Genomic DNA, 15,364 nt, shown 5'->3' on the forward strand with positions numbered 1-15,364 from the left:
CTGAACGGTCCGGCACGCACATAGGACAGGAAACAATGGCACAGAATGACAACAACGGTGGCAACCTCGGCTTCGAGGCGGAGCTGTTCAAAGCCGCCGACAAGCTTCGCGGCAACATGGAACCCAGTGACTACAAACATGTCGCGCTGGGCCTGATCTTCCTCAAGTACATCTCTGATGCCTTCGAGGCCCGTCACGCCGAACTGCTGGCCGAAGATGCCGCTGCCGCCGAGGACAAGGACGAATACCTGGCCGACAACATCTTCTGGGTGCCTAAGGAGGCGCGCTGGTCGCATCTACAAGCCAACGCCAAGCAGAGCAGCATTGGCACACTAATCGATGATGCTATGCGCGCCATCGAGAAGGACAATGAATCGCTCAAAGGCGTACTACCCAAGGACTATGCCCGCCCCGCGCTCAACAAGGTGATGCTGGGCGAGTTGATCGACCTGATTTCCGGCATTGCCCTGCATGATGGCAGTGACAAATCCCGTGACGTGCTAGGCCGTGTCTATGAATACTTTCTCGGCCAGTTCGCGGGTGCGGAAGGCAAGCGTGGCGGCGAGTTCTACACGCCGCGCTCTGTGGTACGGACACTAGTGGAAATGCTGGAACCGTACAACGGGCGCGTGTATGACCCTTGCTGCGGCAGCGGCGGCATGTTCGTGCAGAGCGAAAGGTTCGTCACTGAACATGGCGGTCGAATCGGCGACATCGCCATCTATGGACAGGAGAGCAACTACACCACTTGGCGGCTGTGCAAGATGAACTTGGCCGTGCGCGGTATTGATTCCAAGATCTTCTGGAATAACGAAGGCAGCTTCCACAAGGACGAGCTCGCTGCTCAGCGCGGCCATGATGGCGCACCGATGAAAGCCGACTTCATCCTCGCCAATCCTCCGTTCAATATTTCCGACTGGGGCGGCGAGCGCCTGCGTGAAGACGTGCGCTGGCAATTCGGCACTCCGCCAGTGGGCAACGCCAACTATGCGTGGTTACAGCACATCTTCCATCACCTTGCACCGCATGGTGTCGCGGGCGTGGTGCTGGCCAATGGCTCGATGAGCTCGCAGCAGAGCGGCGAAGGCGAGATCCGAAAGGCCATGCTTGAAGCCGCTAAAGGCGCAGGCGTGGTGGACTGCATGGTCGCTATGCCCGGCCAACTGTTCTATTCCACGCAGATTCCGGCTTGTCTATGGATTTTGGCGAAGGGTCGTAGCAATGGTTTGGTAAAGAAGACCAAGCTGCGCGACCGTCGCGGTGAAGTACTGTTCATCGACGCCCGCAAAATGGGCGTATTGGTGGACCGCACGCGGCGAGAACTGACCGATGTCGAAATCAAGCGCATCGCCTCCACCTACCACGCGTGGCGTGGTGAAGCCGATGCGGGTGAATATTCAGATATTCCCGGTTTCTGTAAATCCGCCACTCTCGAAGAAATCCACAAACATAACTATGTGTTGACACCTGGCCGCTACGTCGGCACAGAAGCGCAGGATGCGGACGACGAGGCATTCGCGGGCAAGATGCAACGCTTGACCACACAGTTGTTTGAACAGACGAAGCGCGGCGCGGAACTGGATGCCGTCATCCATGAGAAGTTGGAGGCGCTGGGTTATGGCGTCTAGCGCGTATCAAGCCGAACTTGAGGCGATCTGCCCCGAAGATTGGAAAGTTGTTCCGCTGACTGATGTCGCATTCTTTCAGGAAGGGCCTGGTATTCTTGCAAAGGACTTTCACGATAGGGGCGTACCGCTGATTCGTCTGAAAGGCGTCGAAGGTGACTTCGTCACGCTTGAAGGCTGCAACTTCCTAGCGCCAGAAAAAGTTGCGAACAAGTGGAATCACTTTCGTCTTGAACGCGGCGACTTGGTTATCAGCACCAGTGCATCCTTTGGTCGCATAAGCGTAGTCACCGAAGAAGCCGAGGGCGCGGTTCCATACACAGGCTTGATTCGCTTTCGGCCAAAGAACAGAGATATTGATTCGGGTTTTCTGCGGGCGTTTCTTGGCTCTTCTGCCTTTATGCAGCAAGTCGAGGCAATGGCATCTGGCAGCGTCATCCGGCATTTTGGCCCAATGCACCTCAAACAAATGGCGCTGCCGTTGCCGCCTATTCACGAGCAACGCGCCATTGGCGAAATGGCAACACTTCTTGCCGTCCGCATCAACAACCTGCGTCAGACCAACGCCACGCTGGAAGCCATTGCTGCTGCGCTGTTCAAGTCGTGGTTCGTGGATTTCGACGGCGTGCCACCTGAGGACATGCAGGAATCGGAGTTGGGCTCGATTCCGAATGGGTGGCGAGTGGGGATATTGGGCGACTTGTGCGAACTCAACGCCGCGAAGTGGACGGACAAGAAACATCCACCGACCGTGCGCTACATAGACCTCAGCAGCGTTTCGGCCAACCGCATTGAAGCGGTGAATGAGTTTGCGTTCGACGCAGCACCCAGCCGCGCACGGATGCAACTGCGCGAAGGCGACACCATCGTCGGAACGGTGCGTCCCGGCAATCGTGCATTCGCCTACATCCATGCACCAACCCCGAACCTCACTGGCAGCACTGGTTTTGCCGTACTGTCGCCTAAGCAGCCTCACCACGCCAGCTTCATCTACTTGTCCGCCACGCGCGACGAAGCGATTCAGCGCCTCGCCAACCTCGCCGATGGCGCGGCGTATCCCGCCGTGCGCTCCAATGTCGTCGCCGAAACGCCGTGTGCCATCGCGCCCGATGAAGTCATCGCCGAGTTTTCCATCGTCACGAAGCCGATGCTCGAACGCATCGAGCAAAACAACCAGCAAGCCGCTACTCTCGCCAATCTGCGTGACGCACTGCTGCCACGCCTTCTGTCCGGCCAATTGAGGGTGAACCAATGAGTCTGGATTGGTGCCCCGGTATCCGCGAAGCCTGCGGGCATTGGCGCGACGCGCCGATGTTGCAGCAGACCTTTGAGGCGCTGGAGCGCACCCTGGAGCAGGACAACGATGCGTGCATCGACTGCGCGAAATCCATCGTCGAAGTGTTCTGCCGCATCGTTGTCGATGAACTGGATTCGCCCGCTCAGCCCGTCAAGCCGACAGATGCGGCCCCGAGTTTTAGCGTATGGGTCAGCGCGGCAGTGCGCGTGCTCAAGCTTGGCGAAAACCAGAACAACAAGTTCCTCAAGCTGGTGTCGCAGCACCACAAACTGACGACGGCACTGAGTGATCTTCGGAATGAATCGGGGCCAGTCAGCCACGGTCGGGACGGATTCCTCGCCAAGCTGTCTGTCCATCATCGGCGCTCAGCGGTCTTGTCGGCAGACGCGCTGGTGATGTTTCTGCACCAAGCCTATCTGGAAGCGCAGCGCGATCCAGTCAGTTCGCGTGAGCCATGGGAACGATTCGAGGCGTTCAATCAACTGATCGACGCAAACGTAGGACTGGAGTTGGTGACGGATGATGACGGCAACCCGGAACTTCGGGTTCTGCTGCCCGGCGGCGAGTATCTTTCCCTCAATGTTCCCGTCAGTCGCCTGCTCTATCAGCTCGACCGGGATGCCTACATCGAAGCCCTGAACGCCGCGCGTGGCGTTCCCGCGGCCATCGTGGAACAAAACGAAGAACAAGGGGAAGCCTGATGGCCTTTCTGTCCGAAGCCGCCATCGAACAAGCCCTGCTCGATCAGTTGCGCGAGCTGGGCTATGCCATTGCCTCGGACGACACCATCGGCCCGGACGGCAGCGCGCCGGAACGCGACAGTCACGATGTTGTGATCCTGCAAAAGCGGCTGGAGGATGCCGCGCTGCGGCTCAATCCGCAGCTTCCACCGGAAGCGCGGGCGGATGCCATCCGCAAGCTCACGCAATCCGTCTTTCCCGCTCTGTTGGAAGAAAACCGTCGCATCCACGCGCTGCTGACCGAAGGCGCAGATGTTGAATACTACGGCGACGATGGCGTGCTGACGGCGGGCAAGGTTCAGCTTCTGGACTTTGATTCGCCCGAACGCAACGACTGGCTGGCGGTGCAACAGTTCGTGGTCATCAACGGTCAGGTCAACCGCAGGCCGGACGTGGTGCTGTTCGTCAACGGCCTGCCGCTGGCGGTGATCGAACTGAAGGCGCCGGGCAGCGCGGGCGGGCATCTGGCCGGCGCGTTCAATCAGTTGCAGACTTATAAGCAGCAGATTCCAGCACTGTTTCAAACCAATGCGCTGCTGGTCACGTCTGACGGCATCGCGGCGCGCGTGGGGTCGCTGTCGGCCGATCTGGAACGCTTCATGCCGTGGCGCACGACGGATGGTAAGGCTATTTTGGAAAAAGGCTTGCCGGAACTTCCGACGCTGATCGAGGGCTTGTTCGAGAAGCAGCGGTTCCTCGATCTGCTGCGCCACTTTACCGTTTTCGGCGAAACCGGCAGCGGCCTGGCGAAGATCGTGGCGGGCTATCACCAGTACCACGCGGTCAACCGCGCCATCGAGTCCACGATTCGCGCCTCCGACCCACGGCACGGCGTAGCCGAGGAACCGGCATCCTACGGGCTGCCCAGCGTGGCGACGCAGCTCCAGGGCGACAGGCGCGCGGGGGTGATCTGGCATACGCAAGGTTCCGGCAAGAGTCTGCTGATGGCCTTCTACGCCGGGCGACTGGTGAAACACCCCGCGATGGAGAACCCGACGCTTGTCGTGCTGACCGACCGCAACGACCTGGACGACCAGTTGTTCGCCACCTTTTCCATGTGCCGCGACCTGATCCGCCAGACACCGGTGCAGGCCGAAAGCCGCGAGCATTTGCAGCAACTGCTGGCTCGGGCTTCGGGCGGCGTAATCTTCACCACCTTGCAGAAGTTTGGAGAAGTGAATGAGCCGCTGACCACACGCCGCAACGTGGTGGTCATCGCCGACGAAGCGCATCGTTCGCAATATGGCTTTCGCGCCAAAGTGGATGCCAAGACCGGCGAAGTCTCCTACGGGTTCGCCAAGTACATGCGCGATGCGCTGCCCAATGCCTCCTTCATCGGCTTCACGGGCACGCCTATCGAGGCCACCGACGTGAACACCCCGGCGGTGTTCGGCAATTACATCGACATCTACGACATCAGCCGCGCGGTGGAGGACGGTGCGACGGTGCCGATCTACTACGAATCGCGGCTGGCGCGCATTGAACTGGATGAGGACGAGAAGCCCAAGCTCGATGCTGAGGTGGAAGCGCTGACTGAGGACGAGGCGGTCCCCGAACAGGAAAAGCTGAAGGCGAAATGGGCGACAGTCGAGCAACTGGTCGGCAGCGAAAAGCGCGTCGCGCTAGTGGCGAAGGACTTAGTGGCGCACTTCGAGGACAGGCTGGCCGCGCTGGATGGCAAGGCGATGGTGGTGTGCATGAGCCGCCGCATCTGCGTGGCGCTGTATAACGAGATCGTCAAGTTGCGCCCGGACTGGCACAGCTCCGATGACAATGCCGGAGCCATCAAAATCGTGATGACGGGCGCGGCCAGCGACCCACCCGAATGGCAGCAGCACATCGGCAACAAAACGCGACGCGATCTGCTCGCCAAGCGCGCCCGCGATGCCAAAGATCCGCTCAAGCTGGTCATCGTGCGCGACATGTGGCTGACCGGCTTCGACGCCCCGTGCATGCACACGATGTATGTGGACAAGCCGATGCAGGGCCACGGACTGATGCAGGCCATTGCTCGCGTCAATCGTGTGTTCCGCGACAAGCCTGCGGGTCTGATCGTGGACTACATCGGCATTGCTCAGAGTTTGAAGTCGGCACTGGCGCAGTATTCGGCGCGCGACCAGGAAACCACGGGCGTCGATGAAGCGCAGGCTGTGGCCGTACTGCTGGAAAAGTACGAAGTGGTGCGTGACATGTACCACGGCTTCGACTACGTCACAGCCTTGAGCGGCACGCCGCAACAGCGGCTGGCGATGATGGCCGGAGCCATCGAGTGCATTCTGGACAGGCAGCAACAATGGGCGGCGGCGGAGACCACGGAGGGAGGCAGGAAGAACGCTCAGCGGCGTTATCAGGACGCAGTGCTGGCCTTGTCGAAGGCGTATTCGCTGGCGTCAGCCTCCGACGAGGCGCGCGGCATCCGCGAGGAAGTCGGCTTCTTCCAAGCTATTCGCGCCGCGCTGGTCAAATCGAGCACTGGCTCTGGCGTGACCTCGCAAGAGCGTGACTTCGCCATCCAGCAGATTGTCAGCCGTGCGGTGGTCAGCACCGAGATCGTGGACATCTTGAAAGCGGCAGGCATCCGGTCACCGGACATTTCCATCCTGTCTGACGAATTTCTGGCCGAAGTGCAGCAGATGCAGAAGAAGAACCTTGCGCTGGAAGCCCTGCGCAAGCTCATCAACGATGGCATCCGCTCGCGCAGCAAGGCCAATATCGTCGAGACGCGGGCGTTTTCCGAACGGCTGGAAGATGCCGTGGCCCGCTACCACGCCAACGCTATCACCACCGCCGAGGTGTTGCAGCAACTCATCCAGTTGGCGAAGGACATTCGAGCGGCGCGACAGCGTGGGGAGGAGTCCGGGCTCAGCGACGAAGAAATCGCCTTTTATGACGCGCTGGCTGAAAACGAATCGGCAGTGCAAATAATTGGCGATGACAATCTCAAGGTGATTGCCCATGAATTGCTAGTCAGCCTGAAAAGCAATGTCTCGGTTGACTGGGCACATCGCGATTCGGCGCGTGCCCGGATGCGCGTGTTGGTTAAGCGTATCTTGCGCAAATACGGCTATCCGCCTGATTTGCAGGATGCCGCTGTCCAGACAGTGTTGCAGCAGGCGGAAGCACTGTCGGCCGGGTGGGTTTAGGGGGCAGATGGATGACGGATCTTCCTGCTCTCCTGCAAATTTCGCGCGGGTACTGCTCATGACCGACCAACTTCAGCCTCTACCCGGCGAATTCCTGCTCTACGAAACCGAGGACGGACGTACCCGCGTCGAATGCCGCTTCGTGGCCGATACGCTGTGGCTGCCGCAGGCAGGCATGGCCGAACTATTCCAGACCAGCAAGCAGAACGTCGCCAAGCACCTGAAGGCGATCTTTGCCGAGGGGGAGTTGCGGCCCGAGGCAGTTGTCAACCATTGGTTGACAACTGCCTCTGATGGCAAGAACTACCGGGTGGCCTACTACAGCTTGGAAGCGATTCTGGCGGTTGGCTACCGGGTGCGCTCGCCACGGGGCACACAATTCCGCCGCTGGGCCACGGAGCGCTTGGCGGAGTACTTGGTCAAGGGCTTCACGCTGGACGACGAACGCCTGAAGAACCCGCCCGTCGCCGGTTCCGCCGTTCCCGACCGCTTCGATGAGCTGCTCGAACGTATCCGCGACATTCGGGGCAGCGAACGCCGGATGTACCTGCGGGTGCGCGAGATTTTCTCGATGGCGGCGGACTACTCGCCCACGTTGCCGGAAACCACCCAGTTCTTCCGCTTCATTCAAAACAAGCTGCACTTCGCCGTCACCGGCAAGACCGCCGCCGAACTGATTACCGAGCGTGCCGACAGCCGCCTGCCCAACATGGGGCTGACGACCTGGAAATCCGGCAGCGTACAGAAGGCCGATGTGACCGTTGCCAAGAATTACCTGCGGGAATCGGAAATTAGCGAACTCAACCGCATTGTCACGATGTGGCTGGACTTCGCCGAGGATCAGGCTCGCCGGCGTAAGGAAGTGTTCCTGAAGAACTGGGCGGAGCGGCTCGATGCCTTCCTGACCTTCAACGAACGCGATGTACTCACCGACGCAGGCCGTATCTCCAAGAAGCAGGCCGACGCCCACGCTGAGAACCAATATGAGCAGTTCGCCGTCCAGCGGCGGGCCTTGTTGGAGGCCGAAGGTGCAGATGCCAATGTGCGGATGCTGGAGGACGCTGCCAGGACGCTGCCCAAGCCGGGAAAAAGCAGCAATAAGCGAAAATGAATTGCCGGGCTTTTGGCCAGCCAAAGGGAAGAGGGAAAAGCAACAAGAGAATGGCACGCAAGGGACAACGGCCCTACCCAGAAAAGGAAAAGGCCGCCGTCACGCCGAGCCGGCACCGATCACCAGATTTCCCGACGGCACCAGCCCGTCGATGTAGTCCGACCACGCCTGCAACATCTCTCGCCTTTGCTCGGCGTATTCCGCCCGGTTGTAGACGCCCCGCACGCCGCCGATGGTGTGGTTCAGCGCCTTCTCCACCACATCCGAAGGCCAGCCCTGCTCGTGCAACAGGGTCGAAGCAGTGCGCCGCAGGTCATGGATGGTGAAGGCGGGGATCTCCTGCCCCTGCAATGACACCTTCAGCGCCTGGTTCAGCGCGTTGTTGGCAAAGGGCTTGGCCAGGGTGCCGCGCCCCGGCAACACCCAGACGCTGCTGCTGGCCAGCGGCTTGAGTTCCTTGAACAGGGTCTGTGCCTGCGTGGACAAGTAGACGATGTGCGGCTTGCCGGTCTTGGAGTTCTCGACCGGGATGTGCCATTCGCCTTCGTCCAGATGCACGTCCTTCCACTGTGCCAGCATCAGCTCGGACTTGCGCACCAGGGTCATCAGGATCAATTGGAAGGCGATCTTGAACTGGCGGCGGATGTTGGAGGTCTGCATGGTGCGCAGGAACTGCCGTATTTCGTCCGGCGTCAGTGCCCGGTCGCGGGCGGCGGCGCGGTAGACGTGCCGCATCGGCAGGGCCATGACCGGGTTAGCTTGGATCAGGCCGCAGGTCAGTGCGTAGTCGAACATGCGTTTGAGCAGCCCGCGCACCTGGCCGGCGGCGGCGTCGAAACCTTGCGCCTTCTTGCGCCAGATGACGCTGCGCACGTCCTCGGCGGTGATGTCCCTGATCCGCTTGCTGCCGATGTGCGGCAGGATGTCCTTTTCCAGGTAGCGGCGAGGCATGGTCATGTCCTTGCGGTCGCGTGACTGGATGTCCTTGAAGAAGCGCTCGGCAAATTCGGCCAAGGTAGCGTCTTCTGCTCCAGCCACTTTCTCCTGCTGCTTCTTCTTTGCCGGCGACTCTCCCATCGCCACTTGCTGGGCTGCCTCGTCCCGCTTCAAGCGCGCATTCTTCAGCGTCAACGCGGGGTATTTGCCCAGCGTCAGCTTCTCGTACTTGCCGTTTAGCCGATAGCGGTATCGCCAGACAACACCCCCGGTCGGGAAGACCTCCACATACAGCCCCCGGTCGTCGGTGACCGTATAGGTCTTGTCCCTGGACCTGAGTGCCTTGAGCGCAGTGTCGGTCAGTGCCATCTCATCCTCCGCATGTCCAAGTAGAAGGATGAAAGTGAAAAATCCAGCTACTTGGTGCCAAATTTGGACATAAAAACGAGTGGCTATGACGGTATCACCGAATCACTCAGTAGACAAAAATCCCTTTATCTATGGGGATTACAGGCACATCAGCAGACTTCAGTGGACATCCATAGACCCTATCTCACTTCCCGATGCAGAAACTGGAGAAGATCCGCCCGAGCAGATCGTCGGCGCTGAGCGTGCCGACGATCTCGCCGAGCGCGGCATGGGCCAGGCGCAGCTCTTCTGCGGCCAGTTCCAGGCGTTCGTGCTGCAGTTCGACCGCCGCCGCGTCGGCATGCGTCGCGGCGCGCTGCAGCGCGTCGACGTGGCGGGCGCGCGCGGAGAACTCGCCGTCGCTACCCTCGCCGGCCGCGGCACCGGCGATCGCGCGCAACTGCGCGTGCAACTGCTCCAGCCCGCTGCCGGTGGCGGCGGAAACGTAGACGCGCTCGGCGCTGGCGGCGGGCACGGCAGCGAGCAGGTCGCTCTTGTTGTGGATCCACAGGCGCTGCGGCACATCGGCGATGGCATCGGCGATCGCGGCCTGGCCGGCCTCGGCGTCGCGCGCATCCAGCACGATCAGCGCCAGGTCGGCGCGCTGCAGTTCCTGGCGCGCGCGGCGCATGCCCTCGCGCTCGATCGCATCGCCGCCCTCGCGCAAGCCGGCGGTGTCGACCAGGGTCAGTTCCACGCCGTCCAGGCGCACGGTCTCGTGCAAGGTGTCGCGGGTGGTGCCGGCGATGTCGGTGACGATGGCGCGGTCGCTGCCGGCCAGCGCATTGAGCAGCGAACTCTTGCCGGCATTCGGCGGGCCGACCAGCACCGCGTGCAGGCCATCGCGCAGGCGCCGGCCGCGTTCGGCGTCGGCACGCAGCTGCGTCAGATCCGTGCGCGCCTGCGCCAGGCCGGCACGGACCTGCTCGCCGCCCAGCGTGTCCAATGCCTCGTCGGCGAAATCGATCGCCGCTTCGATGTGGATGCGCAGGCGGATCAGTTGTTCGGCCAGATCGTCGACGCGCCGCGAAAACACCCCGTCCAGCGAGCGCCGTGCGGCGCGCGCCGCACGCAAGTCGCCGGCGGCGATCAGGTCGGCGATCGCCTCGGCCTGGGCCAGGTCGAGCTTGCGGTTGAGGAAGGCGCGCTCGCTGAACTCGCCCGGGCGTGCCGGCCGCGCGCCGAGTTCGCAGCAGCGCGCCACCAGGTGCCGCAGCAGCACCGGACTGCCATGCGCCTGCAGTTCCAGCACGTCCTCGCCGGTGAAGCTGCGCGGCGCCGGAAACCACAGCGCGATGCCGTCGTCCACGATCTCGCCGTGCGCGTCGCGAAAACGCGCGTAGCGGGCGCTGCGCGGCACCAACGTGCCCAGGCCCAGCCCCTCGGCGATGGCCGCCGCCGCCGCACCGGACACGCGCACCACGCCGACGCCACCCGCGCCGGGAGCGGTGGCGATGGCGGCGATGGTCTCGGTGGCGGAAGGCGGCATGGCGAAGGCGACAGGTTCGGCGGCGCGATGGATCACAGCGTTTGCAGCTGGCCGCGGACGTAGGCGGCCGACGCCCCGTTGGGTTGCAGCTCCAGATAGGTCTGGAACGCGCGCTTGGCCTTGGCCGCATCGCCGAGCTGGCGGTAGGCGTCGCCCAGGTTGACGTAGGCCACCGCGCGCGAGGGATCGATCTTCAGCGTGTTCTCCAGCCAGCGCACGGCCTGCGCGTACTTGCCCTGGCGATAGTAGATGAAGCCCAGGTTGTTGGCCGCCAGCGCGAAGTCCGGGCGCAGCTTCAGCGCCTCGGTGAACTGCGCTTCGGCCTCGTCGTAGCGCTTCTCCTTGTACAGCTGCAGGCCGCGGTCGTTGGCGCGCTGCGCACGCTGGCGGTCGGACACCGGGCCGGCCGCGGCCGGCACCGCCAGCGGTCGCTCGCCGCCCTGCAGGTCCTTGACCACCACCGCCGGCTTGGACGCAGCGGGCGGTGCGTCGGCGCTGCTGGCGCCGGCGTTCGGGGTCGCGGTCGATGCGGGCGCGGCCGCATCGACGCGGTCGTTCATCGCGATCGCCGCCGAGGACAGTTGCTGGGTGCTGGCGGTGAGGAATTCTTCGCCCTCCGGTACCTGCAGCACGAACTCGCCGCCCTGCGAACCGGGCAGGCTGCCGAACGCGGGCGTCTGCTGCGAGATGCTCGACACCGCCGGCGCCACGTAGGCGGCCAGCTCGGTGCCGGTGATCAGACCATCGCCATTGAGGTCGGCCTTGCCCGACAGCGCCTGCAACAGCACCCAGGTGAATACCGAATGGCCATTGGGGCCGCTGTCGGCGACCTGCTGGTCGGCGCCGCCGGCGGTGAGCATCTGCCGGGCGATGCGCCGCGCGTTCTCGCGCAGGTAGGCGCTGGTACCGCCGCCGCGGGTCAGACCCAGGCCGCTGTAGCACGCGTCCATCACGAACAGCACGTGCTTGGCTTCCAGGCTTTCGGCAATGTCCTGGATCTCGGTCATCGGAATCGCGTCGGTGGCGAACTGCGCCGGGTCCGAGTCGGCCGGGATGATGTAGCCCAGGTCGCGCCCGGAGGCCAGCTTGCGGGTCGCGCCGTGGCCGGCGAAGAACACGAACACGCGGTCGTTCTTGCCGACGCCGCCGTGTGCGAGGCGATCGTGGAAAGCGGCCAGGATGTTGTTGCGGGTCGCCTCCTGGTTCTTCAGCACGATCACCTGCGACGACGGGAAACCGAAGCTGCCGGTCAGCGTCTGCGCGATGGCCTGCGCATCGTTGGCCGCGTACTGCAGCTTGGGCCAGTGCGCGTAGTCGTCGATGCCGATGACGATGGCCCACGACTTGTCGTAGCCGCTGGTCACCGCCGGTGCGGCGGCGTTGCTGGCCGCGCGCGCCACGCTGAAGTCGCGCCCGTTCCAGGCGGCGAACTGGTAACCGTCGGCGCTGAGCCGGTCCAGGATCTGCGGCAGCGCCTTGACCGTGCGTTCGTGGATGTCGTGGAACAGCAGGATGCCGCGCTGCTCGCGGCCGACCTGCTCGAGCACGCGCTGCACGATCGACTCCGGCACCGGGTCGGCCCAGTCCAGCGAATCCACGTTCCACATCACCGACTTCAGTCCGGCCTCGCCGAGGATCTGCATGCCCTCGGCGTTGCGCGCGCCATAGGGAAAGCGGAACAGCGGCGCACGCTTGGCATCGACCGCGCGCAGCATGCGGTCGGTGTCGAGGATCTGGCTGCGCAGCGCGGCGCCGGTTTCCTTGGACAGCTGCGCGTGGGTCAGGCTGTGGTTGCCGACGGTGTAGCCCTGCTCCATCAGGCTGCGGCTGACGCTGGCCAGCGGCGACAGATCGACCTTGCCATCCGGCTCCAGCTTGCCCAGGTTGCGGCCGACTTCGAAGAACGTGGCCGGCACGTCGTAGCGCTTGAGGATGGCCACGATCTCGTCGGTGTATTCGCGATGCGGGCCGTCGTCGAAACTCAGCACCACGGTCTTCGGCGGCAGGTCGCGGCCGAACACCTCGCGGTCGCTGTCCTTCATCGACATCGGGTACGGGGTGATCACGCCGTAGTCGCGCAGGATCGCCTCGCGCGTGTACAGCGTGCCCAGGTGGGCGACATAGTCCTCCCACTTCTCGCGCTTCTGCACGATCGCGCGGGTGCGATCGAAGCGGCTGAAGATTGCGGTGATCTCGCGGTTGTAGGTGCGTTCGATCTCGTCGAGCGCTTCCAGGTCTTCGCCGATGCGCTGGTGCAGCTTGATCGCCGGCAGCGAGGAGTCCTTGCCGATGCGCACCTGCCAGTCGGCGAGAATCTCGCGGAATGCCAGGCGGTCGGCGTCGTACAGGTCCGGCGCCGATTCGACGTAGTCCAGCAGGCTGCCGACCGCGGCGAACCGCTGCGGGTCGGGCAGCGCCAGCAGCGCATCGAATTGCTTTGCCAGCGTCTCGCGGCGCTCCAGGCCCTCGTGGAACAGCTGCTGGCCGACGCTGCTGGAGGTCTGTCGGTCGGCCTGCGACTGCTTGGCCTCGTCGGCCAGCAACACGATGATCTTGCGCTGCGCCGCCAGCTGCGCCTGCAGGCCCTGCAGCAGCGTCGTCGCCTGGGCCTGCAATGCGGGAGAGCCTGGAATGGCGATCGCCGGCGCCGATGTCGCGGGCTTGGACGGCGTCGCCGCGCTGTCAGCAGGCGTGCGCTGGCACGCGGCCAGCGCCAAGGCGAGCAGGCCGATCACGGCGACGGACGGCGACAACGGACGATGGCGCTTGCGCATGACCACGGACTCGCGAGCAAGGCGCTACGGGAACAGCGCAGACGCCGGCGCCTTCCCCGGCCGCATGCGCAACGCCCGCCGGAGGGCGGGCGTTGTCGTGTTTACTTCTTGGCCTTGGCCGGCGGCTTGCCGCTGCCGCCACCACCGGCAGTGGCCGGTTCGCCGTGGCGCTTGGTCATCCACCACTGCTGCAGCAGACCCAGCGAACCGTTGGTGACCCAGTACAGCACCAGACCGGACGGCACGAAGGCCATCATCACGCCGAACACCAGCGGCATGAACTGCATCATCTTGGCCTGCACCGGATCCATGCCCGGCGACGGCGTCAGCTTCTGCGTCAGCCACATCACCGCCACGTTGATCACCGGCAGGATGAAATAGGGATCGCGCGCGGTCAGGTCCTGGATCCAGGCGAACCACGGCGCCTGGCGCAGTTCCACCGACTCCACCAGCACCCAGTACAGGGCGAAGAAGATTGGCATCTGGATCAGCACCGGCAGGCAGCCGCCCATCGGGTTGATCTTCTCCTTCTTGTACAGCTCCATCATCGCCGTCTGGAACTTCTGCTTGTCGTCGCCGTAGCGCTCCTTGAGCTGCTGGATGCGCGGCTGGAACTTGCGCATCTTGGCCATGCTCTTGTACTGCGCGGCCGACAGCGGATACAGCATCAACTTCAGCAGCACCACCAGGCCGACGATCGACCAGCCCCAGTTGCCGAGCAGGCTGTGCAGGTGGCTGAGGATCCAGAACAGGCCCTGGCCGAGCAGCGCCATCAGCGAGAAGCGGCTGTAGTCGACCACGCGGTCGAGGCCGCGCACGTTCTCCTTGGCGATCTGGCTGACCAGCTTCGGGCCGACCCACAGCCGCGCCTCGGTGCTGGCGCTGGCGCCCGGCGCCACGGTGAAGCCCGGGCCGCGCGCTTCGATCACATGCCGCGGGCCGTCGTTGGACAGCACGTACAGCGCCTGCTGGTCGGCCTGCGGAATCCAGCCGGTGAAGAAGTGGTGCTGCAGCAGCGCGATCCAGCCGCCGGAGATGGTCTGGTTGAGCGGGCCGTCTTCCAGGTAGTCCTTGAACGCACGACGCTGGTAGCCGTCGGCCGGGCTGAACCAGGTGGCGCCGTTGAAGCTGAAGGAATCCGGGTTGGTCATGCCGCGGCTGACGATGGTCGGCACCCGGCTCAGCTTGCGGAACACGTAGCCCTGCCACGGCTTGCTGCCGTGGTTGACGACCTCGTCGCGCACCTGCACGGCGTAATGGCCGCGCTGCAGGGTGTACACACGACGGATGGTCACGCCGTCCGGGCCATTCCACACGAACGGCACCTGCAGGCTGTCCTGGCCCTTGGCCAGCACGTACTCCTGGCCCGGGTGTTCGGGGCGGAAGCCGCCCGGGCCCGGCGACGGCGAGTTGTGCTCGCCGACCCAGCCGCTGGTGGCGGTGTACGGATGCGCCGCGTCCTCGGTCAGCAGCTGCACCGGCGGGCTGCCCGGCTGCTTGGTCTGCGGGAACAGCAACAGATCGGCGTCGAACACGCTGCGGCCGTCCAGGGTCAGGCGCAGCACGTCGGTGGTGACGGTGACCCGCGGCGCGGCGCTGGCCGCGGCGGTCTCGGGCGTGGTGCTGGCCGGCGCGGTGCCGGGCACCGTGGCCTGCGGAACGGCCGGCGCATGCGTGGCGCCGGCATCGGCGTCCTGCGCCGGCGGCACCGTGGTCGCTGCCGCGACCGTCGCCGCGGTGGCGTTCGGCGCGTGTTCCTTGTTCCACTCCATCCACAACAGCGCCGCGACCATCAGCCAGGCGAAAATCAGGAAAAGGCGGGTCTGGTTCATCGGACAGGC

9 protein-coding genes are annotated in these 15,364 nt (G+C 63.8%); 5 read left to right on the top strand and 4 right to left on the bottom strand.

What is annotated here, in order from left to right:
- Window positions 1–35 precede the first annotated feature (35 nt).
- Genes SLW56_RS15065 through SLW56_RS15085 form a run of 5 tightly spaced genes read left to right on the top strand, consistent with a single transcriptional unit; the run spans window position 36 to window position 7,916 of the window.
- Window positions 36–1,628 carry a class I SAM-dependent DNA methyltransferase gene (locus tag SLW56_RS15065; RefSeq protein ID WP_320695072.1) on the top strand — a complete coding sequence of 531 codons (1,593 nt, stop codon included), beginning with the start codon at window positions 36–38 and terminating at the stop codon, window positions 1,626–1,628.
- Complete coding sequence (locus SLW56_RS15070) at window positions 1,618–2,880, top strand: restriction endonuclease subunit S (RefSeq protein ID WP_211288333.1); 1,263 nt, start codon at window positions 1,618–1,620, stop codon at window positions 2,878–2,880. Before SLW56_RS15065 ends, SLW56_RS15070 begins: the two co-directional genes overlap by 11 nt.
- Window positions 2,877–3,623 carry an abortive infection family protein gene (locus SLW56_RS15075; protein ID WP_320695073.1) on the top strand — a complete coding sequence of 249 codons (747 nt, stop codon included), beginning with the start codon at window positions 2,877–2,879 and terminating at the stop codon, window positions 3,621–3,623. The genes SLW56_RS15070 and SLW56_RS15075 overlap by 4 nt, the downstream gene beginning before the upstream one ends.
- Window positions 3,623–6,805: a type I restriction endonuclease subunit R gene (locus SLW56_RS15080; protein WP_320695074.1), complete on the top strand. Its 3,183-nt coding sequence runs from the start codon at window positions 3,623–3,625 to the stop codon at window positions 6,803–6,805. Before SLW56_RS15075 ends, SLW56_RS15080 begins: the two co-directional genes overlap by 1 nt.
- Window positions 6,806–6,863: 58 nt before the next feature.
- Complete coding sequence (locus SLW56_RS15085) at window positions 6,864–7,916, top strand: virulence RhuM family protein (protein WP_320695075.1); 1,053 nt, start codon at window positions 6,864–6,866, stop codon at window positions 7,914–7,916.
- Window positions 7,917–8,015: 99 nt separating this feature from the next.
- Here the strand turns inward: SLW56_RS15085 and SLW56_RS15090 are convergent, their stop codons facing one another.
- The 4 genes from SLW56_RS15090 to yidC form a co-directional block, all read right to left on the bottom strand.
- On the bottom strand, window positions 8,016–9,221 hold the full coding sequence (locus tag SLW56_RS15090; RefSeq protein ID WP_320695076.1) for a tyrosine-type recombinase/integrase: 1,206 nt from the start codon (window positions 9,219–9,221) through the stop codon (window positions 8,016–8,018).
- Between the two features lie 184 nt (window positions 9,222–9,405).
- On the bottom strand, window positions 9,406–10,749 hold the full coding sequence (gene mnmE, locus SLW56_RS15095; protein WP_267084861.1) for a tRNA uridine-5-carboxymethylaminomethyl(34) synthesis GTPase MnmE: 1,344 nt from the start codon (window positions 10,747–10,749) through the stop codon (window positions 9,406–9,408).
- A gap of 32 nt (window positions 10,750–10,781) precedes the next feature.
- Window positions 10,782–13,523, bottom strand: a complete 2,742-nt coding sequence (locus SLW56_RS15100) for a tetratricopeptide repeat protein (RefSeq protein ID WP_267084862.1) — start codon at window positions 13,521–13,523, stop codon at window positions 10,782–10,784.
- A 101-nt stretch (window positions 13,524–13,624) separates the two neighbouring features.
- On the bottom strand, window positions 13,625–15,355 hold the full coding sequence (gene yidC, locus SLW56_RS15105) for a membrane protein insertase YidC (RefSeq protein WP_017907980.1): 1,731 nt from the start codon (window positions 15,353–15,355) through the stop codon (window positions 13,625–13,627).
- Between the last annotated feature and the right edge of the window lie 9 nt (window positions 15,356–15,364).

It is taken from the genome of Xanthomonas sp. LF07-6 (genome assembly GCF_034105445.1).
GTDB classification, from domain to species: Bacteria; Pseudomonadota; Gammaproteobacteria; order Xanthomonadales; family Xanthomonadaceae; genus Xanthomonas_A; species Xanthomonas_A sontii.